The organism is Streptomyces platensis, from assembly GCF_008704855.1.
GTDB lineage: Bacteria > Actinomycetota > Actinomycetes > Streptomycetales > Streptomycetaceae > Streptomyces > Streptomyces platensis.
The window spans coordinates 7,544,640-7,567,733 of record NZ_CP023691.1; the positions used below are offsets into that span (position 1 = coordinate 7,544,640).

General features: G+C 70.4%; 21 protein-coding genes and 1 pseudogene. 10 read left to right on the plus strand and 12 right to left on the minus strand.

Annotated features, from left to right (window positions below):
- Positions 1–157 precede the first annotated feature (157 nt).
- On the plus strand, positions 158–1,528 hold the full coding sequence (locus CP981_RS33290; protein WP_085924943.1) for an alpha-amylase: 1,371 nt from the start codon (positions 158–160) through the stop codon (positions 1,526–1,528).
- A gap of 97 nt (positions 1,529–1,625) precedes the next feature.
- Here the strand turns inward: CP981_RS33290 and CP981_RS33295 are convergent.
- Together CP981_RS33295 and CP981_RS33300 are read right to left on the minus strand one after the other, a co-directional pair.
- A pseudogene (locus tag CP981_RS33295) lies at positions 1,626–2,273 on the minus strand (heterodisulfide reductase-related iron-sulfur binding cluster); the annotation flags it as partial.
- Positions 2,274–2,278: 5 nt separating this feature from the next.
- Positions 2,279–2,737, minus strand: a complete 459-nt coding sequence (locus CP981_RS33300) for a MarR family winged helix-turn-helix transcriptional regulator (protein ID WP_085924942.1) — start codon at positions 2,735–2,737, stop codon at positions 2,279–2,281.
- Between the two features lie 115 nt (positions 2,738–2,852).
- On the opposite strand from CP981_RS33300, the gene CP981_RS33305 reads away from it, so the two are divergent.
- Positions 2,853–4,670, plus strand: coding sequence for an ABC transporter ATP-binding protein (locus CP981_RS33305; RefSeq protein ID WP_085924941.1), 1,818 nt, complete (start codon positions 2,853–2,855; stop codon positions 4,668–4,670).
- Positions 4,671–4,855: 185 nt separating this feature from the next.
- Here the strand turns inward: CP981_RS33305 and CP981_RS33310 are convergent, their stop codons facing one another.
- A complete protein-coding gene (locus tag CP981_RS33310) occupies positions 4,856–5,434 on the minus strand; it encodes a winged helix-turn-helix domain-containing protein (RefSeq protein ID WP_085924940.1) in 579 nt (192 codons plus the stop codon).
- Between the two features lie 112 nt (positions 5,435–5,546).
- Between CP981_RS33310 and def the strand changes: the two genes are divergently transcribed.
- Positions 5,547–6,209, plus strand: coding sequence for a peptide deformylase (gene def / locus CP981_RS33315; RefSeq protein WP_085924939.1), 663 nt, complete (start codon positions 5,547–5,549; stop codon positions 6,207–6,209).
- A gap of 23 nt (positions 6,210–6,232) precedes the next feature.
- Here the strand turns inward: def and CP981_RS33320 are convergent, their stop codons facing one another.
- Positions 6,233–7,132: an SDR family NAD(P)-dependent oxidoreductase gene (locus tag CP981_RS33320; RefSeq protein WP_244329897.1), complete on the minus strand. Its 900-nt coding sequence runs from the start codon at positions 7,130–7,132 to the stop codon at positions 6,233–6,235.
- A gap of 161 nt (positions 7,133–7,293) precedes the next feature.
- A complete protein-coding gene (locus CP981_RS33325) occupies positions 7,294–8,343 on the minus strand; it encodes an HD domain-containing protein (RefSeq protein ID WP_244329898.1) in 1,050 nt (349 codons plus the stop codon).
- Positions 8,344–8,588: 245 nt separating this feature from the next.
- Here CP981_RS33325 and CP981_RS33330 point away from each other — a divergent pair, with 245 nt between their 5' ends.
- Positions 8,589–9,173, plus strand: coding sequence for an NUDIX hydrolase (locus CP981_RS33330; protein ID WP_085924938.1), 585 nt, complete (start codon positions 8,589–8,591; stop codon positions 9,171–9,173).
- Here the strand turns inward: CP981_RS33330 and CP981_RS33335 are convergent.
- From CP981_RS33335 to CP981_RS33365, 7 genes are all read right to left on the minus strand, one after another.
- Complete coding sequence (locus CP981_RS33335; RefSeq protein WP_085924937.1) at positions 9,067–9,936, minus strand: hypothetical protein; 870 nt, start codon at positions 9,934–9,936, stop codon at positions 9,067–9,069. The genes CP981_RS33330 and CP981_RS33335 overlap by 107 nt on opposite strands.
- A gap of 97 nt (positions 9,937–10,033) precedes the next feature.
- Complete coding sequence (locus CP981_RS38960) at positions 10,034–11,491, minus strand: hypothetical protein (protein ID WP_244329899.1); 1,458 nt, start codon at positions 11,489–11,491, stop codon at positions 10,034–10,036.
- 168 nt (positions 11,492–11,659) lie between these two features.
- A complete protein-coding gene (gene fmdA / locus CP981_RS33345; protein WP_085924936.1) occupies positions 11,660–12,910 on the minus strand; it encodes a formamidase in 1,251 nt (416 codons plus the stop codon).
- A 24-nt stretch (positions 12,911–12,934) separates the two neighbouring features.
- Positions 12,935–13,573, minus strand: coding sequence for an AmiS/UreI family transporter (locus CP981_RS33350; protein WP_085924935.1), 639 nt, complete (start codon positions 13,571–13,573; stop codon positions 12,935–12,937).
- Between the two features lie 81 nt (positions 13,574–13,654).
- Positions 13,655–13,933, minus strand: a complete 279-nt coding sequence (locus CP981_RS39615) for an FmdB family zinc ribbon protein (RefSeq protein ID WP_085924934.1) — start codon at positions 13,931–13,933, stop codon at positions 13,655–13,657.
- 140 nt (positions 13,934–14,073) lie between these two features.
- On the minus strand, positions 14,074–14,442 hold the full coding sequence (gene crcB / locus CP981_RS33360; RefSeq protein WP_085925016.1) for a fluoride efflux transporter CrcB: 369 nt from the start codon (positions 14,440–14,442) through the stop codon (positions 14,074–14,076).
- Positions 14,439–14,936 (minus strand): fluoride efflux transporter FluC, encoded by a 498-nt coding sequence (locus CP981_RS33365; protein WP_244329900.1) that lies wholly within the window; start codon positions 14,934–14,936, stop codon positions 14,439–14,441. Before CP981_RS33365 ends, crcB begins: the two co-directional genes overlap by 4 nt.
- Positions 14,937–15,121: 185 nt before the next feature.
- On the opposite strand from CP981_RS33365, the gene CP981_RS33370 reads away from it, so the two are divergent.
- The 6 genes from CP981_RS33370 (at position 15,122) to CP981_RS33395 (ending at position 23,091) form a co-directional block, all read left to right on the plus strand.
- Positions 15,122–16,285, plus strand: coding sequence for an NAD-dependent formate dehydrogenase (locus CP981_RS33370; RefSeq protein WP_085924933.1), 1,164 nt, complete (start codon positions 15,122–15,124; stop codon positions 16,283–16,285).
- Positions 16,286–16,590: 305 nt separating this feature from the next.
- The gene (locus CP981_RS33375) at positions 16,591–16,974 is read left to right on the plus strand and encodes a hypothetical protein (RefSeq protein WP_085925014.1); all 384 of its coding nucleotides are present in this window, start codon (positions 16,591–16,593) and stop codon (positions 16,972–16,974) included.
- A gap of 348 nt (positions 16,975–17,322) precedes the next feature.
- Entirely contained in the window at positions 17,323–18,663 is a 1,341-nt protein-coding gene (locus CP981_RS33380) for an MFS transporter (protein WP_085924932.1), read from the plus strand.
- Between the two features lie 679 nt (positions 18,664–19,342).
- Entirely contained in the window at positions 19,343–20,107 is a 765-nt protein-coding gene (locus tag CP981_RS33385) for an MHYT domain-containing protein (RefSeq protein WP_085924931.1), read from the plus strand.
- A 33-nt stretch (positions 20,108–20,140) separates the two neighbouring features.
- Positions 20,141–22,687, plus strand: a complete 2,547-nt coding sequence (locus CP981_RS33390) for a sensor histidine kinase (RefSeq protein WP_244329901.1) — start codon at positions 20,141–20,143, stop codon at positions 22,685–22,687.
- Positions 22,684–23,091, plus strand: a complete 408-nt coding sequence (locus CP981_RS33395; protein WP_085924929.1) for a roadblock/LC7 domain-containing protein — start codon at positions 22,684–22,686, stop codon at positions 23,089–23,091. The genes CP981_RS33390 and CP981_RS33395 overlap by 4 nt, the downstream gene beginning before the upstream one ends.
- The last annotated feature ends 3 nt before the right edge of the window (positions 23,092–23,094 follow it).

Sequence of the window (23,094 nt, forward strand, 5' to 3'; positions counted from 1 at the left end):
TCGCAAGGTGCTGAAAAGCCTTGCAGAAAGCCTTGACGTGTCCACAAGGCAAACGGCAGGCTCCGGTACGGACATCCCCCCCCCATGGCGGCCGGCGCGTGGCTGCTCTCGTGGGCGCGGTGCGCGCTGCCGCGCCCCATGACCAAGGAGCCGCAAGATGCAGCAACGTTCCCGTCTGGTGGGCGGGGCGCTGGCCGGCGTGCTGGCCGCAGCCGGCCTCGCCACCTTCGCACCGTGGTCCTCCCAGGCCGCCCCGCCCGGCGAAAAGACCGTCACCGCCACGCTGTTCGAGTGGAAGTACGCGGACGTCGCCAAGGCCTGCACCGACGAGCTCGGCCCGGCCGGCTACGGCTATGTCGAGGTCTCACCCGCCTCCGAGCACATCAAGGGCGACCAGTGGTGGACCTCCTATCAGCCCGTCAGCTACAAGATTGCCGGACGGCTGGGCGACCGGGCCGCGTTCGCCTCGATGGTCAGCGCCTGCCACGGCGCGGGCGTCAAGGTCGTCGCCGATGCCGTCATCAACCACATGGCGGCCGGATCCGGTACGGGCACCGGCGGCACCCGGTACACCAAGTACGACTACCCCGGCACCTACCGGGACCAGGACTTCCACGGCTGCCGCAAGAGCATCTCCGACTACGGCGACCGCAATGACGTCCAGACCTGCGAACTGGTGGGCCTCGCCGACCTGGACACCGGCCGCGACCAGGTCCGTGCCACCATCGCGAAGTACCTCGACGACCTGCGGTCACTGGGCGTGGACGGCTTCCGGGTGGACGCCGCCAAGCACATCTCCGCCTCCGACCTCGCCGCCATCAAGGGCAAGATGCGCGACCCCGGCTACTGGGTGCAGGAGGTCATCCACGGCGCCGGTGAGGCGGTGCAGCCCGAGGAGTACACCGGCAACGGCGACGTCGACGAGTTCCGTTACGGCACCCATCTCAAGAGCGCCTTCCAGGGCGGCAACCTCGCGCAGCTCCGGTCCATCGCGGATGGCAAGCTCGGCAGCGACCGGGCCCGCACCTTCGTCGACAACTGGGACACCGAGCGCAACGGTTCGACGCTCACCTACAAGGACGGCGCGGCCTACACGCTCGCCAACGTCTTCCTGCTCGCCTCGCCCTACGGGTCGCCGAACGTCTACTCCGGCTACGAGTGGTCCGACAAGGACGCCGGACCGCCCAGCGGCAGCGACGGCTGGACCCGTCAGCACGCCAAGCAGGCGGTCACCGGGATGGTCGGTTTCCGCAACGCGGTGGGCTCGGCGGAGCTGACCCACTGGTGGGACAACGGTGGCAGCGCGATCGCCTTCGGCCGGGGCGGCAAGGGCTTCGTCGCCCTCAACAACGGTGACGGGGAGCTGAAGCAGACCTTCGCGACCTCGCTGCCCGCCGGTACCTACTGCAATGTCGTGGCGGCCGCCCCGTCCGCCTGCGACGGCCACACGGTCACCGTGGGCGACGGCGGCAAGGCACAGCTCACGGTCCCCGCCAAGGGCGCGGTGGCGCTGCACCTCACGCGCTGACCCGCACTCCCGCATCCGCCGGGCGGACCTGCCGCTCCCGGCGGATGCGGGCCTCCTACGTCCCGGTGGACGCGGGCCTCCCGCCGCCCGGCCACGCTCAAGCGGGCCGGGTGGCCAGCTCCAGCGCCTGAAGGACCGAGTGATAGCCCCGGCCCGCCGTCGCATGGTCCATCCCGACCTCGCACATCCGGTTCGCCGACAGATGCGCGTCGAAGTGCCGGGCGGTCACCTCGGCCGCCTCCTTCGCGGTGGCCGACTCGGTCAGCTCCCGGTGCAGCATCCCGCGGTCCCCGGCGAACGCACAGCAGCCCACGTCGTCCGGCACCACGACCTCCCGCGCACATGCCTCGGCGACCCGGCGCAGCTGTGGCTCGTCGCCCAAGTGCTGCATCGCGCAGGTCGGATGGAGCACCGCCGAGCCGACCGCGCGCACCGTCTCCAGACGGGGCAGCAGCTCCTCGGCGGCCCAGACGACCGAGTCGACGACGGTCAGCTCCTCGTGCAGCGCGCGATGGCCCGGCGTCAGATACGGCACGACCTCCTGGGCGAGGCCCAGCGTGCACGAGGAGGCGTCCACCACCAGCGGCAGCCGTCCGCCGGCCGTCCACCCCCAGGCCGCCTCGACGATGCGGTCGGCCATCACCTCCGTGCCGCGCAGGTACCCCTTGGAGTGCCAGATCGTGGCGCAGCAGGGTGAGGGCCGGTCCGGTGGGACGGCGTGCACCACCGGCCCACCGGACCGGCCCTGGCTCACTGTGCGGTCCCCGGTCCGTCGACCAGGGTGGACAGCAGTCCGCCGAGCACCTCGCGCTGCTCGCCGGTGAGCGGTGCCAGGATCTCCTCCGCGGCGGCCCGGCGGGCACTGCGCAACGCCCGCAGTGTGGATCTGCCGGTGTCGGTCAACTCGATCCGGATCACCCGCCGGTTGGCCGGATCGGGCACCCGGCGCACCGCGCCACGGTCCTCCAGCGCGTCCACCAGCGTCGTCACCGCGCGCGGGACGACCTCCAGCCGCTCGGCGACGTCGGCCATCCGTGGCGGGGTGTCGCCGTAGTGGCCGACGATCCGCAGCAGCCGGGACTGCGCGGGGGTGAAGGAGAGGTCCAGGTGATCCAGATGGTGCTTCTGGGCGCGGTGCATCCGGCGGGTCAGCCGTACCAGCTGCTCGGCGAGGTTGGTGGTGCTGACCGTCGGCTCGGGGGAGGGCATACCGCGAGGATAGCGGAAAGCCGGACCTTGTTCATTGTGAGCTTAGGTAACAATGAGCTAAGCTCCACGATGCTGTCCGCACCCACCTGACTTCCGCACCCCCTCGAAGGAGCCCATGCGCAGCGACGAACCCCAGTGGACCCCACCGCCCAAGGACCCGGAGCAGCCGGTCCCGTTGCGGCGGATCCTCGCGCTCTTCCGCCCCTACCGCGCCCGGCTCGTCCTCGTCGGGCTGCTCGTCGGCGCCTCCTCGCTGGTCTCGGTCGCCTCCCCGTTCCTCCTCCGCGAGATCCTGGACGTGGCGATCCCCGGCCGGCGCACCGGACTGCTCACCCTGCTCGCCCTCGGCATGATCGTCACCGCGGTCACCACCAGCGTGTTCGGTGTGCTGCAGACACTGCTGTCCACCACCGTCGGCCAGCGGGTCATGCACGATCTGCGCACCGCGGTCTACGCCAAGCTCCAGCGGATGCCGCTGGCCTTCTTCACCCGCACCCGGACCGGCGAGGTCCAGTCCCGGATCGCCAACGACATCGGCGGCATGCAGGCGACGGTCACCTCCACCGCCACCTCCCTGGTCTCCAACCTGACTTCCGTCCTCGCCACCGTCTGCGCCATGCTCGCCCTCGACTGGCGGCTCACCGTCGTCTCGCTGCTGCTGCTTCCGCTGTTCGTCTGGATCAGCCGCCGGGTCGGCAACGAACGCAAGAAGATCACCACCCAGCGGCAGAAGCAGATGGCCGCCATGTCCGCGATGGTCACCGAGTCCCTCTCGGTCAGCGGCATCCTGCTCGGCCGCACGATGGGCCGCGCCGACTCCCTCACCCGCACCTTCGCCGGCGAATCCGAGCGCCTGGTCGACCTGGAGGTCCGCGCCAACATGGCCGGCCGCTGGCGGATGGCCACCATCGGGATCGTGATGGCCGCCATGCCCGCGCTGATCTACTGGGCGGCCGGTCTGGTCCTCCAGTTCGGCGGCCCGGTCTTCTCCCTCGGCACCCTGGTCGCCTTCGTCTCGCTCCAGCAGGGCCTGTTGCGTCCGACCGTCTCCCTGCTGTCCACCGGCGTACAAATACAGACCTCACTCGCGCTCTTCCAGCGCATCTTCGAGTACCTCGATCTGCCGGTCGCCATCACCGAGCCCGCCGAACCGGTCCGGATCCCGGCCCCGCGGGGCGAAGTCCGCTTCGAGAACGTGACGTTCCGCTACGACCCCGAGGCCGCCGCCACCCTCGACGGCATCGATCTGGCCGTTCCGGCCGGCGGCAGCCTCGCCATCGTCGGCCCGACCGGCAGCGGCAAGAGCACCCTGAGCTATCTCGTGCCGCGGCTCTACGACGTGACCGGCGGCCGGGTCACCCTCGACGGCGCGGACGTCCGCGACCTCGACTTCGACACCCTCGCGCGCTCGGTCGGCGTGGTCTCCCAGGAGACCTACCTCTTCCACGCCTCGGTCGCCGACAACCTCCGCTTCGCCAAACCGGACGCCACCGACGAGGAGATCGAACGCGCCGCCAGGGCCGCCCAGATACACGACCACATCACGGCCCTCCCCGACGGCTACGACACCTTCGTCGGCGAGCGCGGCTACCGCTTCTCCGGGGGCGAGAAGCAGCGCCTCGCGATCGCCCGCACCATCCTGCGCGACCCGCCCGTCCTCGTCCTGGACGAGGCGACCAGCGCCCTGGACACCCGCACCGAACACGCCGTACAGCAGGCCATCGACGAGCTGTCCGCGGGCCGCACCACCCTCACCATCGCGCACCGCCTGTCCACGGTCCGCGACGCCGACCAGATCGTCGTCCTGGACGCCGGCCGGATCGCCGAGCGCGGCACCCACGACGAGCTGCTCGCCGCCGACGGGCGCTATGCGGCGCTGGTGCGGCGTGACGCACACCTCACCCCGGTCGCCGAGCAAGTGATGACCCCGTAAGTGACCGACGGGTAAGGTCGAAGGCGCGGCGGCCAGTTCATTGGTCGGGGTGGCCGCCGCACTCATTCGTCGGCGGGAAGCCGTGTCGCCTCCGGCTTCCCGCTGGCTCTGTCCGGTCGCCACGCTCCACTTCGGGGCACCGTACGAACGGTGCCGATCGCCCCAGCGGGACGGCCGGCGACTCCTCAGTCCCGGTCCGCGCCGTCTCCCGTGTGGGGAAGCAGCGGGAACAGTCGCGTGATGAGGGCCACCGGGAGAGCGCCGTCGGGCCGGGCCAGGGGGCGCTGTTCGCGGTCCTGGTAGGGCGCGAGCGCCCGCCGGATCACGTCCGCGACCCGGCTCATCTCTTCGGGTGTCAGGTAGGCGACGGCGCTGAAGGCTTCGTCATGGCGCCATGCCGGCGGCGCCTCCTCCCGCTGGGTCAGCCATCGCTGCCAGCTCTCGTCCTCCAGCCCCCGGGCCAGATCGCCGAACTGCTCCTCCATGGGCCCGTCGGCAGCGGAGGGGTGCTGCCGCAGACGCCAGGGGCGTGCGCGGCCCCCACTGTGAGGGGCCTCTTCGAGGTACCCGTGCCGTGCGAGCTGCCGCAGGTGAAACGAGCAGAGCCCGGAGCTGTAGCCCAGCCGGGCGGCGGCTTCGGTCGCCGTGACGGTGCCGACTTCGGCGAGCAGATCCAACAGGGCGGTGCGGACTTCGTGCTCGCGCAATGCGCCGTCGGTACCGGCGCTCCGCTCGTCCGGGGTGTTGAGGTCATCTTCGGTCACTTTGCAAACTCTGCTACTTTGCAAAGCAGTTGGCAAGCGGCAGTCCTTGCTGCCGGTATCAGCCGCGGTGACCTCCGCGGCATCTGTGGCGTACGCAAAAGGGGAGACAGCCATGCCTGTTCGTCACGAGCGGTCCCGTCCCGTCGACCGGCGGGTGCGGGTGCAGGGCCGGCCCGTCGACTCGTATCCGGCTCTGCCGGCGGAGGCGGAACGGGGATCGGTACGCCGGGTCACGGTGGTGGGGGAGGAGGTGCTGAGCCGTCGGTGCCGGGAGGTGACCGCGTTCGGAACCCCGGAGCTGTCGGCGTTGATCGACGATATGTTCCGCACCATGTATGTGGCCGACGGCGCGGGCCTGGCGGCCAACCAAGTCGGCGTCGATCTGCGGCTGTTCGTGTACGACTGCCCGGACGACGACGGAATCCGGCATGTCGGCCACCTCATCAACCCGGTGCTGGACCTGCCCGATCCGGGGAGCCGTCGACTCCTCGACGACGTCGAGGGCTGTCTGTCCGTGCCCGGCGCCGCCATGGCGGTTCCCCGCACCGACCGTGCTGTCGTCCGCGGATTCGACAAGGACGGCCACCCACTCGTCATCGAGGGGACGGGCTACTTCGCCCGGTGTCTCCAGCACGAAACGGATCACCTCATCGGCCACACCTACCTTGACCGGCTCTCCAAGAGGGACCGTAAAGACGCCTTTCGGCAGATGGAGGACCGCCGTGAGGACGTCTTCGCCCGCCGCGCGATCAAGGCCGCCGATTTGGAGCGGTGAGATGCGGCGGTCCCGTTATGCCTTCACCGCCGACCCGGCGGACCAGACGGCGGCTGCTCACCGAAACCTCCTCCGGAGCGGCGGGCTTCGGGCTGCCGCACGTCTGTCTCACCGTCAATGAGGGTGTGCGTCAGCTGCATCAGGCGCTCCCTGGCGGCGATGTCGTAGGCCTGGGCGTGGGCCCGGGTGTCGGTGAACTGGTCGAAGTAGCGGCCCGTGGTGGTGGCGAGATCCGGATCGAGCAGCAGCCGGACGGTCGGGCGCACCCCCTCCTCGATGCCGATGAGCGGAGTCAGGCCGTACGCGCGCACTCCGTCGGTGTCCATCAGATGGGCCGGGTGCAGCGTGTTGACCGTGACACCGGTCCCCGCCAGCTCGGCGGCCAGATGGAAGGTCGCCATGATCAGCGCGAGCTTGCTCCGGCAGTAGGCGTGCAGCCCCTCGTAGTCCCGCTCCAGCATGAGGTTGTCGAAGTCGATGGCCTCCTGTCCGATCGAGGCGACATTGACCACGCGGGCCGGCGTCGAGGCGATCAGCAGCGGCAGCAGCGCACGGGTGAGGGCGTACGGGGCGAGGTGATTCACGGCGAACCGCAGCTCATGGCCCTGTCGGCTCACCTCGCGCCGGAGCGGCTCGGTGCCGCCGCCTGCGACGGCGTTGTTGATCACACCGTCGAGCCGGGGCTCCGCCGCCCGGATCCGGTCGGCCATCGCGTACACCTGGTCGAGGTCGGCCAGATCCGCGAGGTAGGTACGGACGGTGGTGCCGGGGGCGGCGGCGCGTACCTCGGCCGCCACCTTCCCGAGACGATCAGGGTCGCGGCCGTGCAGCAGAACGGTGCCCCCGCGGGCGGCGAGATCGAGTGCCAGGCCGCGGCCCATGCCCTGAGTGGCGCCGGTGATCAAAGTGGTACGTCGCGTCATGACAACCAGCCTGCGGGCAGGGCGCGATGACCGACAGTGCGTGCTGAACCTGGTGTCCCTACCACCAGTAAACTCACCCCACACACGCTACTCAACTTTGACTAGCCTTCCCGCTGATGAGCGAGAAGACCATTCCGATGCTGCCGTGCCGGACCCGGCGGTCAGCTCCACCGGACGCGGAAGGTGGTGGGCAACGCCAGCAGCGCATTCAACTCAGCCGCCAGCTCGGGTGCGGCCACCTCGATCCGTTGCCCCTCCACCAGCGGCGCGGAGCTGTAGATCTTGCGTAGCGAGAAGGTCCAGCCGGAGCGGTCCGGGGGAGCGGATCCGGCCTCGACCTTCAATTGGTGCAGCTCGTAGCGGACCATGGTGCTCTCCGCTTGCGTGACGGCGCAGGAGTCGAACGCGGTCCACAGCTGCGGATCTGTCATCCGGGCGAGCCGGGCCGGGGCGAGGGGTGTGCTGTCGAGCAGTTGGCGGGCCAGGCGGCGGACCACCGAGGCCGGACCCACGTTGTCCCACGAGGTGTGCAGCCGTGCTTCCGCGCAGATGAGGTCGACAAGCGAGGCGGCCGTCTCGGGGTCGGCCGACACCGCGGTGTCTTCGAGGCCGAGCCGGCCCAGGAGGGCGGCTGGATCGGTATCGAGACGCCCGGCGGCCCGCCCGCTGCGCACGTAGGAGTCGAGATGGTCGAGATTCAGGAGGCCCGAGCGGTTGGTGAGTGGCGAGCGGGCCGACCCGCCGAGTGCGGTGGCGACGGCCTCGGGGCTGATCCCGTGCTCTTCCAGCACGGGACGGATCGGGTCGGCCTGCACCAGCTGCACACCGATGGCGTGATGATCGAGGCCGGCCACGCCTTCGAAGGTGTGGCTCAGGGGCAGATGGCCTATGTCATGCAACAGCGCCACGACCCGCAGTAGTTCGTCCTCCGGACGGAAGTGTGCGACCAGAGCGAGTACGCCGAGGGTGTGCTCAAGTCTGGAGTACGACTGCAAGGTGCTGACCGTCGAGGCTCCGCCGTGTGCGACGAAGTGCAGGCGCCGTAGCGGTTCGGTCCGCAGGAGGGCGGCTTCCACGGGGCTCAGGCGGACGGGTATCCGCCACAGCGGGTCGGTGAACAGCGCGGTCAGGCCCACCACATTGGTCGGGACGGGCCCGGCGGCGGCGGTCTCGTTTCCGGGCGGCGAGCTTGGTTTCTTTGGGCTGTCCACCAGGTCACTCTAAGGGCGGGCGGACACCCGCTGCCGGCGGCCGGCTTCCCGTTGATCATGAGCGGGTGCGCACGCTCCGTACGCGTGGATTTCTTCGCCGGACGGCCGTGGAGGCGGACCCCGACGCTCCGCCGGAAAGCCCGGGTGTCAGGTGCTCCGGAACCGGTCCGTCGGTGATTCATCGCCGGTACGGTGGACGTCCGCCACGGGCCTGAGGCCCGTCTCTTCGGATTGCGAGAAGTCCGATGAACCAGATTGCAGCCGACACGTATCTGGCCGCGGCGGTGGTGGTGCACCACGCCCGTGTGCTGATCGTGCGCCGTAGTTACCGCGAGCGATTTCTGCCCGGCGCCTGGGGGGTGCCGTGCGGGAAGCTCGATCGCGGGGAGACCGCCGAGAGCGGTGCCCTGCGGGAGTTGAAGGAAGAGACCGGGCTGCTCGGCACCATCGTCGCGCACACCGGATCGACCAGCTTCCTCAGCGACTACCAGGGCCGCCGCGTCCACAACCATCAGGAGAACTTCGTCGTCCGCCCGCTGACGCTGGATGTCGTCCTGCCCAGCCCGGACCAGGCCCACCGCTGGGTCCGGCCTGCCGAGCTGGCCGAGGCCGGGGTGGACGCATACAACCTCACGGTGATCCGCCAGGCGCTCGGCGGCCGGCTGGACGCCGCCGGGCTCCGCGCCATGACGGCCCGCTTCGGGCATCCTGGCCTGCCCCCTTTCAATAGCCCAAAGACGCTGCCAGGGCGCCGAGTTCAGCAAGGTAGACGGCCGGCGGCAGCGGAGTCTTGGGCGGTGGATCCGCGCGTTCGGCGCCGCCGGACCTGACCTCATCGGTGGACCTGGCCTCGCCTGCGTACCTGACCTCGCCGGTCCGGCCGGTGCCGCCGCTCCGGCCGGTGCCGCCGGTCGGGCCCGCGTCACCGCCGCTGTCTCTGACGGAGCCGCGGTCGCCCCTGTCGGAGCCGCAGTCCCTGACGCGGCTGCGGCTCCTGACATAGACATCGGTCACCGATCGCTGCGGTGCGGTCTCCAGGAACAGCGTCACCGTCGGCTCCTCGCTCACCACCCGGTGCAGCGTACGGGCGGCCAGGCCATAGCTCCGCCCGGCGCCGTACTGCTCGGTGTGCAGCAGCCGCAGCCGTGCTTCACCGACCCGCCGCAGGCGCCAGGCCCCGCCGGGGCCGTCGATGGTCTCCCGGTAGGCGACCGCGGGCACACCGTCCGCGGCCGGCTCGTAGCACTCCATCCGCACCCGGCCGCGGACCACAGCCGAGGCGATCGCACAGCGGTGATTGTGGATGTCCTCGGAGACGGCGCCGGCCGCGCCGTGCCAGAAATGGATCCGCAGCATGAACCGGGGCGCGCCGGGCAGCAGCAACAGCTTGTCGAAGCCCAGCACATGGCGGTACGACAGCCGGACGCACTCCGCGAGCTCCAGATCGCCGACGGATAATCGGCGCACCAGCGGACCGAGCGTGCCGGGGTGCGCCAGCTCGGCGGTCACCTGGCGCGCCGCCTCGGGCGACGGCGGCTCCGGCCCCGCGCCCAGCCCTTCCACCAGCAGCCGCCGGGCCTCCTCGACCTGCATCTCCGCCTCCCCTTCGCCGAACCCCCTGGCCGCATACGGCTCCTGAGCCGAACCGGAAGCCCGGAAGAGCACCCCGCCCCTCGGCGCCCGGCCTGGCTCACGGCCGGTAGACCATCAGGGCGTACCGCCGCAGCACCGACAGGCCCTGATACGCCATCCATACCGGGTGGCCCATGGGCCCGTCGTCCCATCGCCACACCCCGCCCTGCTGCATACCGTGCACCCGCGTCACGGCAGCGGTCAGCCGTGCCTCCCACACCGGTAGCCCCACCTCCTCGGCCGCCACCTGCCGGGCACCGTCCGTCATCAGCGCACGGGCCACCCACGCGGCCGCGAAGTGCCGTACGGACAGCAGCTCCTGATGCAGCGGATCCTCCTGGACCGGCCGCCGGACCTCCTCCTGGCAGTTCAGCAGATCGGACGCGCCGCCCCCAGGCGCCGCCGGGCCGGCCAGCAGCCAGCGCAGCCCCTCCTCGCGCACCGCACGCTGCCGCTCGTCCTCGCCCAGGACCCGTGCGGCCCGGTCCAGCGCCACCACGGCCCGCGCGGTGTGCACCGCGGACGGCGCCGGATTGCCGTGGCCGGTGGCCAGCGCCGCGCCCCAGCAGCGATGGTGGTCGCGCGCCGGATCGGCCGTGGCGCCATTGACCAGCACCTCCCGCAGCCCGCCCAGCGCGGCGGCCCCGGGCGCCGCCCGCAGCAGCCCGCGCAGCACATTGGTGACCACGTAGGTGTTCGCCAGCCCCGACGCGTCGTGGTCCGGGTCCCACAGCACCTCGCAGGAGCGTATTTCGGCCTCCAGCAGCCGTGGATCGGCACCGGCCCGCGCCAGCGCACCCAGCACGATCGCGGACACCTCGGGGCGGGCCCCGCTGCCCTGGGAACGGGCGGCCCACCCGCCGCCCGGGAGCCGCAGCCGCCACAGCGTCTCGGCCACCTCACCGGCCCGTATTCGGCCGTCGCACGGCGCGATGTCGAGCAGCAGATGCAGCCCGTACGCGGTGCCGAACGCCGTCGGATGCACCGGCGGTTCACTCTCCGCGAGGGAGTGCGGCCAGCCCGTGAGCGGTCCGCGGCCGGGCACCTCGATCACCGTGAGACCGCGCCGGAGCGCCTGGTACGTGCCGTCCACCAGCTCCGGCAGCGACCCGGCGGGCGCGGGCACGGGCACGGGGGCGGGTGGTGGCACAGCGGAGGCGGCCGCGGCGCGGGCCCGCAGCAGGCCCGCCGCCAGCCACACCACGGCGCCGACGCCGCCCCCGGCGGTCGCCGCCACGCAGTAGCGCGCCGCCTCGCCCGCGAGATTCTGCGGCAGGATCCCCAACAGCGCCTGGAACACGGCGAATGCGGCGGCCGGCACACCCAGCCGCGCCAGCCACGGCAGCAGCCGGGCCGGGGACAGGACCCGCGGGGCGGCCTCGGGCGGCGGCCCGGGATCCGCCACGGGCGCGCGGTCGGCCGCACCGGAACGCTGTGGTGGTAAGTCCTGCCGCAGCACCATCTGCTGCTCCCTCCCCCCGGGCGCACGCCCCCGCACCGCCTGTGCGAAGGGCATCCCGATCAGTGTAGGAATCCCCACTGACAGCGGGGTCGCACACCTGTCGCAGCCCCCTTCCCGGTCACCACACCCGGCAATGGCTCCCGGCCCCTGCCCCCAGCCCCCGGCCCCCGGCTCCAGGCCGGGGGCCGGCAGGGCGGGTCCTGGACCCTTCCTGGCGTGAGTTCAGGCCGCGGCCATCGCGCACTCGCCGCGGTCGGCCTTCATCGGGCCGGCGGCGGTCGGACGGACGTCGAAGTCGAACATGGCGGTGGGCACGTACAGCGAGCAGCAGGCGTTGGGGATGTCGACGATGCCGCTGATGCGTCCCTCTATGGGGGAGGAGCCGAGGAGCAGGTAGGCCTGCTCTCCGCTGTAGCCGAACTTCTTGAAGTACTCGACGGCGTTGAGGCAGGCCCGGCGGTAGGCCAGCGTCGCGTCCAGGTAGTAGTTCGTGTCCGTGTCGTGGTCGACGGAGACCCCGATGAAGGTGAGGAACTCCGTGTACCTCGGCTCGACGTTGCCCGGAATGAAGACGGGGTTGGTGGTGATGCCGTACGTCTCCATGCCGCCCTTGATCAGTTCGACGTGGAAGTCGATGAAACCGCCCATCTCGATGGCGCCGCAGAAGGTGATCTCTCCGTCGCCCTGGCTGAAGTGGAGATCGCCGCCCGAGAGCTTGGCGTCCTTGACGTACACGGGGTAGAAGACCCGTGAGCCGCGGGTGAAGTTCTTGATGTCGTGGTTGCCTCCGTTCTCACGGGCCGGCACCGTGCGTGCGCCTTCCGCGGCGATGCGGGTGGCGAGGTCTCCGGTGGCCGTCCCGGCGAGCGCGTTGGTGCTGTCCGGCGGCACGGCGAGCGGCGGGACCCGGTTCGGGTCGGTGTCGATCAGCGCCTTCTCGCGGGTGTTCCAGCGGGCGAGCATTTCGGCGGACGGGGCCGTTCCGAACAGCCCGGGGTGGGTGATCCCGGTGAACCGTATTCCGGGGAGGTGGCGGGAGACCGCCTGCTGCCCGTGGAAGTCCCATATCGCCTTGTAGGCGTCCGGGAAATAGTCGGTCAGGAAGCCACCGCCGTTCGCCTTGGCGAAGATGCCGGTGTAGCCCCAGCCCTGGCCCGCCGCGTCCCCGGACTGCTGCGGCACGGGGCCGAGGTCGAGTATGTCGACGACGAGCAGGTCGCCGGGTTCGGCGCCTTCCACGCCTATCGGGCCGCTGAGCATGTGAGGGATGGTCAGGTCGATGTCGCGTACGTCGTTGGCGGTGTCGTTGTTGCCTACCTGGCAGTCGGTCCAGTCGCGGCACTCCATGCGGAATTCCGCGCCGGGCTTCACCATGGCGACAGTGGGGACGTCCGGGTGCCACCTGTTGTGCCCGGGGACGTCCTGGTCACGCATTGACTTGCTGTGGTCCACATTGAAGAGAATTTCGGGCATGACAGCTCCTCATTTCTGATCCGGTCACGTTGGTGCGCCCACAGTTCCGGCCTCCGGGGCCGCCGGGGCCGGCTTCCGCGAATTCCGGGTGAGCGGCCACAGGGCGGCGAACACCACCACGCCGAAGACCGCGAGTGCGATGGCGGTTTCGGTGGGGTGTTTCCAGTAGCCGGAGAGCAGCAGCCCCGCGGGAATCGCACCGGTGACCCAGCCCTCGATCGCCGTGACATAGCCCGTATAGGTGGTAAGGCTGTCCCACTTGAGCCCGAGCAGCAGGAAGAACAGGAACCACAGGAATGCCCAGTACAGCCAGATGACGCCGAAGGGATAGTCCTTCAGGACATGGAAGTTGACGAACGAGTATCCCAGGGCCGCGACTGCCACGAACAACGAGTAGTAGCCGACGCCGGTGGTGTCGAGGTCGGCCAGGAGTCCGATACCTACGTAGAGGTAGGTGAAACCGAACAGGTAAATGCCGGACACCGCCAGGATCTTGATGGGATCACCGGCGGCGGCAATGATGAGGTAGGTCGGGGTCAGCACCTGAAGTGCACCTACGAAAAGGTTGAACACCGCTGCCGCCTTGCCGTCGACCTTTCCCAGCAACAGCATTCCGTTGATGAACAGCACCGCACCGACAAAGAGCAGTCCCACGTTACCCACGGGGACGCACCTCCTCAGTCCGCGTGGGGGACGGAATCATCGAATCCCGCCTGTGATGTTCTGCCTGGTCGACCACCGCCCTCAGGGACGCGGCAACTGCGAGAGCGCGGGATGCGGGCGCCTCGGCACCCTCTTGCCCGCCGGGACTTCGGAGACCACTGCCGGGGCCTCACGGGCCTGCTCCTCCCGTTCATGGAGGGCGGCGACCCCGTCGGGGGTCAGCGTGAGGCCGGGCGAGGAATACACGCGTCTCGCGGCGGCTGCGCAGACAGGGCAGCCATGAGTCCGGGGCGCCGTTCCGATCGCCAACTTCACGTCGAAGGGCCCACAGCGGCTGCACAGATATTCATAGGTGGCCATCAGCAGTCTCCGGATGCCGGCCGGCCCGAGTGTGTGCGGCGCGCGCCCCTATACGCGTGCGCCACAGTTCACTTCGTCACTTCCAGGAGACTTCTCGTCCCTCCACGTGTCAAGTCGCGGACGGCCGGGCCCGCCCTCGGTCAGAGCGCCCCGAGCGCGAGCCCCTCCGCCGCTGCCGCCAGCCCCACCGCGAGGCTCGCCCCGGCGTACAGCAGAGACAGTCTCACCTGCCCTTTCTCGCACAGGTGGACCAAGTCGTAACTGAATGTGGAGAACGTCGTATAGGCACCGCAGAAACCGGCGCCGATGATGGTCACGACCTGCGGCGGCAGTCCGTGCCGTGCGCCGAGACCGACCAGCAGCCCCAGCACGAACGAGCCGGTGATGTTGACCAGCCAGATCCCGCGCGGGAACAACCCCGGGTTGCGGTACTGCACGTGCTGGTCGAGGACATAGCGCGCGACCGCCCCGACCGCGGCCGCCGCGCCGACGGCGAGCAGGGTGATCACCGTACCCACCAGCCGTATCGCCGGCCGCGGCCGCGCCCGGTGGTGTTCCGGGCCAGCCGCGCCCGCGCCAGCCGCCCGACCGCCAGACCCAGCACGGTGGCGGCCAGGCCGGCGGCGAGACTGCCGAAGACATTGACCGCCGCGGCTGCGGGGTGGCCATGGCCCAGAAGGCGGTCGCTGTCGACCATCCAGGTCGAAAAGGTGGTGAACGAGCCGAGGAATCCGACACCGGCGAACGCCCGCACGTACCGGGTCGGCGGCCAGATCTCCAGCACGTACACCAGCAGCAGCGCCAGCAGGAACGAGCCGGACACATTGATGGCGAACGTCGTCAACGGGAATGTCCCCGCAGGCGCGGGAAAGGCCAGGCCCAGCGCATAGCGCGCCGTCCCGCCCAGCAGGCCGCCCAGCGCGACCACCGCCAGGACACGCCGCCCCAGACGGGCGCGGAACGGCTCGCGGGCCCCTATGGGCCCACCGTCCGGCTCGGGCACCCCAGTACCTGCCGCAGGCCTCATCGAAATAGCCGCATCACTCAATCACCGGCACAGCTCCTCCATTATCACCGGGGATTGCCGCGCCGATGCCCGCGCGACTAAAATTCGATCACCGGCACCGACCGTTCCAGACGACCGGCCGGTTTGCCGGAGCAATGGCCCCCCACCGTTGGAGGACGGCCATGGCAAAGATCCTTGCGGTGCTCTATCCGGACCCCGTGGGCGGATATCCCCCCGATTACGCCCGCGATGAGATTCCCACCATCACCGGCTATCCGGGCGGTCAGACCGCGCCGACCCCGGAAGCCATCGATTTCACCCCGGGACAGCTGCTCGGCTGCGTCTCGGGAGAACTGGGACTGCGCCGCTTCCTGGAGGAGCGGGGCCACACCTTCGTCGTCACGTCCGACAAGGAAGGGGCGGGCTCCACACTGGACCGTGAGCTGCCCGACTCCGACGTGGTGATCTCGCAGCCCTTCTGGCCCGCCTATCTGACCCCCGAGCGCATCGCCGCGGCTCCCCGCCTCAAACTCGCGATCACCGCCGGGATCGGGTCGGACCACGTCGACCTGCCGAGTGCCATCTCGCACGGCATGACGGTGGCGGAGGTGACCTACAGCAACAGCATCAGCGTGTCCGAGCACGCCGTCATGCAGATCCTCACCCTGGTCCGCAACTACCTGCCCTCCCATGAGTGGGTGACCGCCAAGGAAGGCTGGAACATCGCGGACAGCGCGTCGCGCGCCTACGACCTCGAAGGCATGGACGTCGGCGTGCTCGGCTCCGGCCGTATCGGCCAGGCGGTGCTGCGCCGCCTCAAGCCGTTCGACGTCACCCTGCACTACTGCGACGTGCACCGGCTGCCCCAGGAGGTCGAGGAAGAGCTGGGACTGACCTATCACCCCGACGCCCGTTCGCTGGCCTCCGCGATCGACGTGCTGTCGATCCACACCCCGCTGCACCCGCAGACGCAGAACCTCTTCGACGACGAGCTGATCGGCGCCATGAGGCGCGGTTCCTACATCGTCAACACCGCACGCGCCCTGATCGTCAGCCGGGACGCCGTGGTGCGGGCCCTCAACAGCGGCCGGCTGGCCGGCTACGCCGGTGACGTCTGGTATCCGCAGCCGCCACCGCCCGACCATCCCTGGCGCACCATGCCGTACGAGGCGATGACCCCGCACGTATCCGGTACGACGCTGTCGGCGCAGGCCCGCTACTCCGCCGGCACCCGGGAGATCCTGGAGCACTGGCTCGACGGGCGGCCCATCCGCCCGGAGTACCTGATCGTCGACGGGGGCGGTCTCGCCGGGGCGGGAGCGCGCTCGTACACGGTCGCCGGGTGACAGACGGTGGCCACGGCGGACGGCAAAAACACCGGAAGCTGGAAGATTCTTCCGGGCCCTTGAAAGATCCAGCAATCTTGGAGAAATTCCCGAAGATCCACCACTTGCTGTGAGCGGACTCACGCCGAAATTCCTGGACGGGCGCGAGGCGAGACCTTTAGCGTCCATAAAAGAATGATTTTTCCATATGCGAAGGCATCGGCGCCGCGCATACTGTTTCGCAAGAAAACCAAGGTGAAATCCGGGAAGGTGGATCAGTGAGCAGCACGGACGCCGTGTGGGTGCGAGGCGTGAACGGCATTCAGATGCATCACGTGACCGACCTGCAGGATGCCGGCAGATTTCTGGGCAACGCGGCCATGGCGCTGCGCTCCGCCCATGTGCGGACCGGTTCCGACCGGTACTCCGGTCTCGCCGCCGAGCTCAGGAGCCTGGTGGAGCGGGTACGGGAGCTGGAGGACGAGGCCCGGTCGAACATGCACGACCTGCACGCCAACGACCCCGAGCGCTTCCTCCGCTGCCGCGACGGCCATGAGCCCTGGCCCGGCGAAATCCCGGCCGGATTCATCCCGCGCCACACCTGCCGGGACGAGTGCCTCTACCACGACCGTGAGGTGCTGGAAGCCATCATGCAGTGCACCTGCGGCCGCCCGCCGTGCCAGGCGTGCGAGATCGGCGGAAAGCTCTGACGGGCCCGAGCCTGAACGCGTACGGAGGGAGCCCCCACATCGGGGGCTCCCTCCGTTCGGTTCGGCCGCCGGACCGCTTCTTCTGCGGCGTCTCGGCTGATGGTTCATCAAAACGGAATTCGGTCACACATGTTCCGCAATTCAGCAGCGTAAGGGCGGCCGCTCCTAACGGAGTTCGGACCGTGATCGTGGTGGCGGTCCCCCTGCACGGGCGCGGGGCGCAGATGGCCCCCGTACTCGGTCCGCTCGCGACCCTGGACCATCCCCGCTTTCCTGGTACATGATCACCTGACGGCTCATCCTGCCCCAGCCGCAGAGGCCGGGGAGAAGAGCCGGGAGCGGAGGACCATGTCGAACGCCGAACACCTGGCCAAGGACCGGACGCCCGACAGCGTCCGTCCCCCGTCGCGGCTGCGGCAGCTGGCCGCCGCCTCCATCGGCAACGCCGTCGAGTGGTACGACTGGTACGCGTACTCCTTCCTCGCGGTCTACTTCGCCGAGCAGGTCTTCCCGAAGGGCGCCGGCAACTCCCTGGTCCCGCTGCTCTCGACCTTCGCGGTTTTCGCGGTCGGGTTCTTCATGCGGCCGGTCGGCGGACTGGTGATGGGCGCGATCGCCGACCGCCACGGCCGGCGGACCGCACTGACCCTCACCATCCTGCTGATGGGCGGCGGCAGTCTGCTGGTCGCGCTCACCCCCACCTATACGGCCACCGGAGTCCTCGCCCCGCTCGTGCTGGTTCTCGCCCGCCTGGTCCAAGGCCTTTCGGTGGGCGGGGAGTTCGCCGCCTCCACGACCTTCCTCGTCGAATCGGCGGGGCCCGGCCGGCGCGGGCTGTTCTCCAGCTTCCAGTACGTGTCCACCACCGCCGGCCAGCTGCTGGCGTCCGCAACCGCGGCGCTGCTCGCCGCGCTGCTCACCGAGCAGCAGATGGGGGAGTGGGGCTGGCGGGTGGCGTTCCTGATCGGCGCGCTGCTGAGCCTGCTGGGACTGTGGATCCGGCGCGGCGCCCAGGAGACCCTTCCCCAAGCTCTCCACGCTGATCGAGCAGGGGAGACCCCGGTCGAGCGGCGGGCGGCCGATCGCCCCGGCCTCTTCGAGGCGCTGCGCCGCCACCCCCGCCAGTCGCTGCTGATCTGCGGTATCACCGCCGGCGGCACCATCGCCTACTACACCTGGACCACCTACCTGCCCACCTACGCGCAGGTCAACGCGGGCTTCGACAAAGGTGAGGCGCTCACCGTCGGAACCCTCTCGCTCATCTTCTTCGCCCTGCTCCAGCCACTCGGCGGACTGCTCTCGGACCGCATCGGCCGCAAACCGCTGCTGCTCGGCTTCTCCCTGGGCTTCGCCGTCCTGGCCGTGCCGCTGCTGCACCTGGTCACCGACTCGTTCGTCTCGCTCCTGCTGGTGCAGTGCGCGGGCATGGTGCTGCTCACCGGATACACCTCGGTCGCCGCGGCCGTGAACGCCGAGGTGTTCCCCGCGCGGGTACGCGCCGCCGGCATCGGTTTCCCCTACTCGCTCACCGTCGCCCTCTTCGGCGGCACCGCTCCGTACGTCGGCACCTGGTTCAAGCAGGCCGGCCACGCCGACCTCTTCCCCTGGTACGTGGCCGCGCTCTGCCTGGTGTCGTTCCTCGTCTATCTGACGCTGCCGGAGACGGCACGGCAGGAGCTGGAGAAGTAGCCGGCGGACACGAAGGCGCCGCCCGTCCCGGGACAGGGACGGGCGGCGCCTTGGGGGGGTGAGGTCTATCAGACCAGCCAACCCAAGAAGTGCAGGATGTTGGCCACCAGGTGCGTGAGGATGTCCATGGGGATTCTTCTCCTTGAAGTCGCGGGACTCAACTCTCCGGACCAGCAGGGGATATCGACCGGAGGCGCGGTGACGGTCTGCAGCACGTCGCTCGCGCCCCGTCATCATGGCTCGTCGCTGCGAGTCAATTGAAGGCCTTCCCTCTTCGATCTGCTTACCGGCGAACACTCGCTCCCGCGTTCGCGTGTTCGCATCGTGTGGAGTCTTCGCGATGCCCCATATGGCGCCCCTGCCGCCCTTTAAGAGGGCATGGCGGGGCTTGTGCGGGCATGCCGGTCGCGCGCTGCGTGACCTTTCTCATTGCCGATCTCATTGCTGAAATGAGCCGGGCGGCATTCACCCGGAATTGACGTGCAATCAGAACTCTCGGGCGCCCGGGCAATGATGGACATATACCCGGAAGTGGGCTCACGGAACCCGCCGGTAGCGAAACGGTGCGTCAGGAACTCGATAATCCCGCCGGAATCCCTCGGCGCCGGTGTCCGAGTTTCACAAGACGATCACGTGTTAGCGTCCGTCGCCGCGAACCGAATACGCGAAAGGAAACTCCGTGGGCCACCTGCACCACTTCAGCGCGGGCTGGATATCTCCGGTCCTCGCCTATGCCATGGCATGCGTGGGATCCGCCCTCGGGCTGCGCTGCACGGTAAGGGCGCGGGCGGCCGACGGCCGGTCACGCCGTAATTGGCTGCTGACCGCCTCCGTCGCCATCGGCTCCGGCATCTGGACCATGCACTTCATCGCCATGCTCGGCTTCGGGGTCACCGGCAGCCCGGTCCACTACGACGTCCCGCTGACCGTCCTCAGCCTGCTGATCGCCATGGTGGTCGTCGGCGCCGGGGTCTTCACGGTCGGCTACGGTCCCCCCGGACTGCGCTCGCTGCTGCTCGGCGGCCTGGGCACCGGTGTCGGCGTGGCCGCCATGCACTACCTGGGCATGGTGGCGATGCGACTGCACGGGCACGTCGCCTTCGACCCGGGGCTGGTCGCGCTCTCGGTCGTCATCGCCGCCGGCGCCGCCACCGCCGCCCTGTGGGCCGCGCTCACCGTGCGGGGCACCATGGGCGCGGTCCTCGCCTCCCTCGTCATGGGGCTTGCGGTCAGCAGCATGCACTACACCGGAATGGCTGCCGTACGCATCGAATTGACGCCCAGCCGGGCGCCGTTGACCGGCGTTACCGCAATGGAATTCGTCTTTCCGCTGGCCGTCGCCCTCGGTTCATTTCTCTTCCTCACAGCGGCCTTTGTCGCATTGTCCCCGACCGCCCGCGAGCGTGCCGCAGCCGCCTCCGTCGATTCGCTGCCCGAGCACTGAACTCCGCACCTCGTCAGACCTGTTGAGGAATTCATGCACATACGACAGACCCCGGACGGATCCGGGCCCGCAGGGGAGGCCCAGCCGCCTGGGAACAACCGCCCCCGGCATGCGCTGCCCGCGGTCGCCAAGTCCTGGAAATTCGCTACGGATTACCGCGTTCGCCTGATGCCCCGCTCGGTGCGCGCGAAGATCGTCGCGCTGCTCATGGTTCCCGTGGTGTCCCTGATCGCCCTCTGGGCGTTCGCCACCGTCACCACCGCGCGGAATGTCTCCGACCTTCAGCGGCTCAAGGACGTCAACGCCACCCTCGTCGCCCCCGTCGGGGACTTCGTCTCCGCCGTACAGGAAGAGCGCAGCGCCGCGGCCCGCGCGCTCGCGTCCCCCGATCCCGGACGTCAGCAGACGCTGCGGGAGCGGCAGCGGGCCACCGACTCCGCCGCGGTCGCCCTCCGGGACGGCATCGACTCCGGCAGTGCGGACGCGGAGACGACCGACGCCCAGCTGCCCGGCCGTATCGACCGGCTGCTGCATGACGCCGACGGGCTGGCCGCGCTGCGCGGACGCGTCGACGGCCACAAGCCCGACCGGGACCGTCTGGTCGCCGACTACACCGGCCTCATCGAGGACGGTTTCGCCACCGTCGGCGCGCTGACCGGGCTGGAGAAGACGGCGGTCTCCTCGGAGGCGCGGGTCGTCCTGGAACTCTCCCGGGCCCGCGAGGCGCTCGCCCATGAGGACGCGGTCCTCGGCGCCGCCCAACTCTCCGGCCGGATGTCACCGGGGCAGTTCGACGCGTTCACCGGCGCGGTGCACACCCAGCGCGCCCTGTTCGCCGCCGCGGTCGACGATCTGCGGCCCCGGGACGCCGCGGCCTACCACCGGATCCTGGACGGTGCGGCCTACCGCGAACTGCGCGCCGCCGAGAACGCCGTACGGGACGCCGGCGCGGGCACCCCGGCCGCCACCGCCGTCCCCGCCGTGCGCTGGACCGATGTCAGCGACACCGTTCTGCACGACCTGCACACCGCACAGCGGGCCGCGAGCACCGGGGCGGCCCGGGACGCCGACCCGCTGTCCGCCGGCACCCTCGGCGGACCCGGCATCGCCGTCGTCCTGGGCCTGGCCGGTGTCCTGCTCTCGCTCCTCATCTCGGTCAAGATCGGCCGTCGGCTGGTCGTCGAGCTTGAGCAGCTGCGCAACTCCGCGCTGCGGGTCGCCCGCCGGGATCTGCCCGCCTCCATGCGGCTGCTGCACGCGGGCAAGAAGGTGGACATCGACGCCGTCGCGCCGCTCGGCGACCGCGGCACCGGCCGCGACGAGGTGGGGCAGGTCGGCGAGGCCCTGGTGGCGGTGCACCGTGCCGCGCTCCAGGCAGCGGCCGGCCGCGCCGAGGCGCTCAGCGGGATCTCCGGCGTCTATGTGAGCCTCGCGCGGCGCAGCCAGCTGCTGCTGCACCGCCAGCTCGCCCTGCTGGACACCATGGAACGCCGCACCGAGGACCCGGTGGAACTGGAGGACCTCTTCCGGCTCGACCACCTCACCACCCGGATGCGGCGGCACGCCGAGAGCCTGATCATCCTCTCCGGCGCCGCGCCCGGCCGGGGCTGGCGCCATCCCGTACCGCTGCTCGACGTGGTCCGCGCGGCCGTCGCCGAGGTGGAGGACTTCCCGCGGGTCGAGGTGCACTCCGTCGTCGACGCCCGGCTGGCCGGCGGCGCGGTGGCCGACCTCACCCATCTGCTGGCCGAACTCGTCGAGAACGCGGTGATGTTCTCGCCCCCGCAGACCAAGGTGCAGGTACGCGCCGAACGGGTCGGCGCCGGTATCGCCGTGGAGATCCACGACCGCGGCCTCGGGATGGGCAAGGAGGCCCTCGACGAGGCCAACCGCCGTATCCAGGACGCCGAAGAGATCGACCTGTTGGACACCGAACAGCTCGGCCTCTTCGTCGTCAACCGGCTCGCCCACCGCCGGCACGTCAAGGTGGCCCTCCAGCCCTCGGTGTACGGCGGCATCACTGCCGTGGTGCTCGTGCCTGATGCCCTGTTCGCCGCGGGAGCGGACGAGGAGCCGGCGGACGCGCGGAGCACCGGGCCGGCCGAGGCGGGTGCGTCGCTCTTCCACCGGCGCCGGTCGGCCGCACACCGGACGCCGGTGGCCGCGGCGCCCCGCCGGAACGCGCTCCCGCCCGCCGCGGCCGACACCGCGGCGGAGCAGCCCGCGGCCGGGCACCGCCCACCCGTCACCTCCGCCCAGCCGTCCGAAGCGGCGGCGGACCCGGAGGCCGCGCTGCCGCGCCGGGTGCGCCAGGCCCACCTCGCGCCGGAGCTGCGGACGAGCCCGGACCAGCGGCCCGAGTGGGTGCCGCGCACCGAGGGCATGCCCGCACCGCGGCGATCCCCGGAACAGGCCCGCACCACCATGGCATCGCTCCGCGCCGGCTGGGCACGCGGCCGCGGCGACACCCCTCCGCCGCAGGCGCCGCGGCGCGAGCCACCCGAGCAGCCGCACCCGCAGGCCCCGCGGCAACCGAACGGGGCGAACGACAATCCGTCACGAGGAGAAGACACACCATGACCGGCGACCAGCAGCTTTCCGGCGAACTCAACTGGCTCCTCGACGACTTGGTCTCCCGTGTGCTGGAGATCCGCTCCGCCGTGGTGCTCTCCGGCGACGGACTGGCCGTCGGCACCTCCAGCGGTCTCACCCGTGACGACAGCGAGCGCTTCGCGGCGATCGCCTCCGGCTGCCACAGCCTCGCCAAGGGAGCGGGCCGGCACTTCGCGGCCGGCCAGGTCATCCAGACCATGGTCGAGCTGGAGGGCGGCTTCCTCTTCGTGGTGGCGGCCGGCGACGGCTCGTGTCTGGCGGTGTTCGGCGACGCCGAGGCCGATATCGGCCTGGTCGCCTACGAGATGGCCCGGCTCGTCAAGCGGGTCGGCGCCCACCTCGGTACCCCCGTGCGCGCCGGAACGGAGTGACCG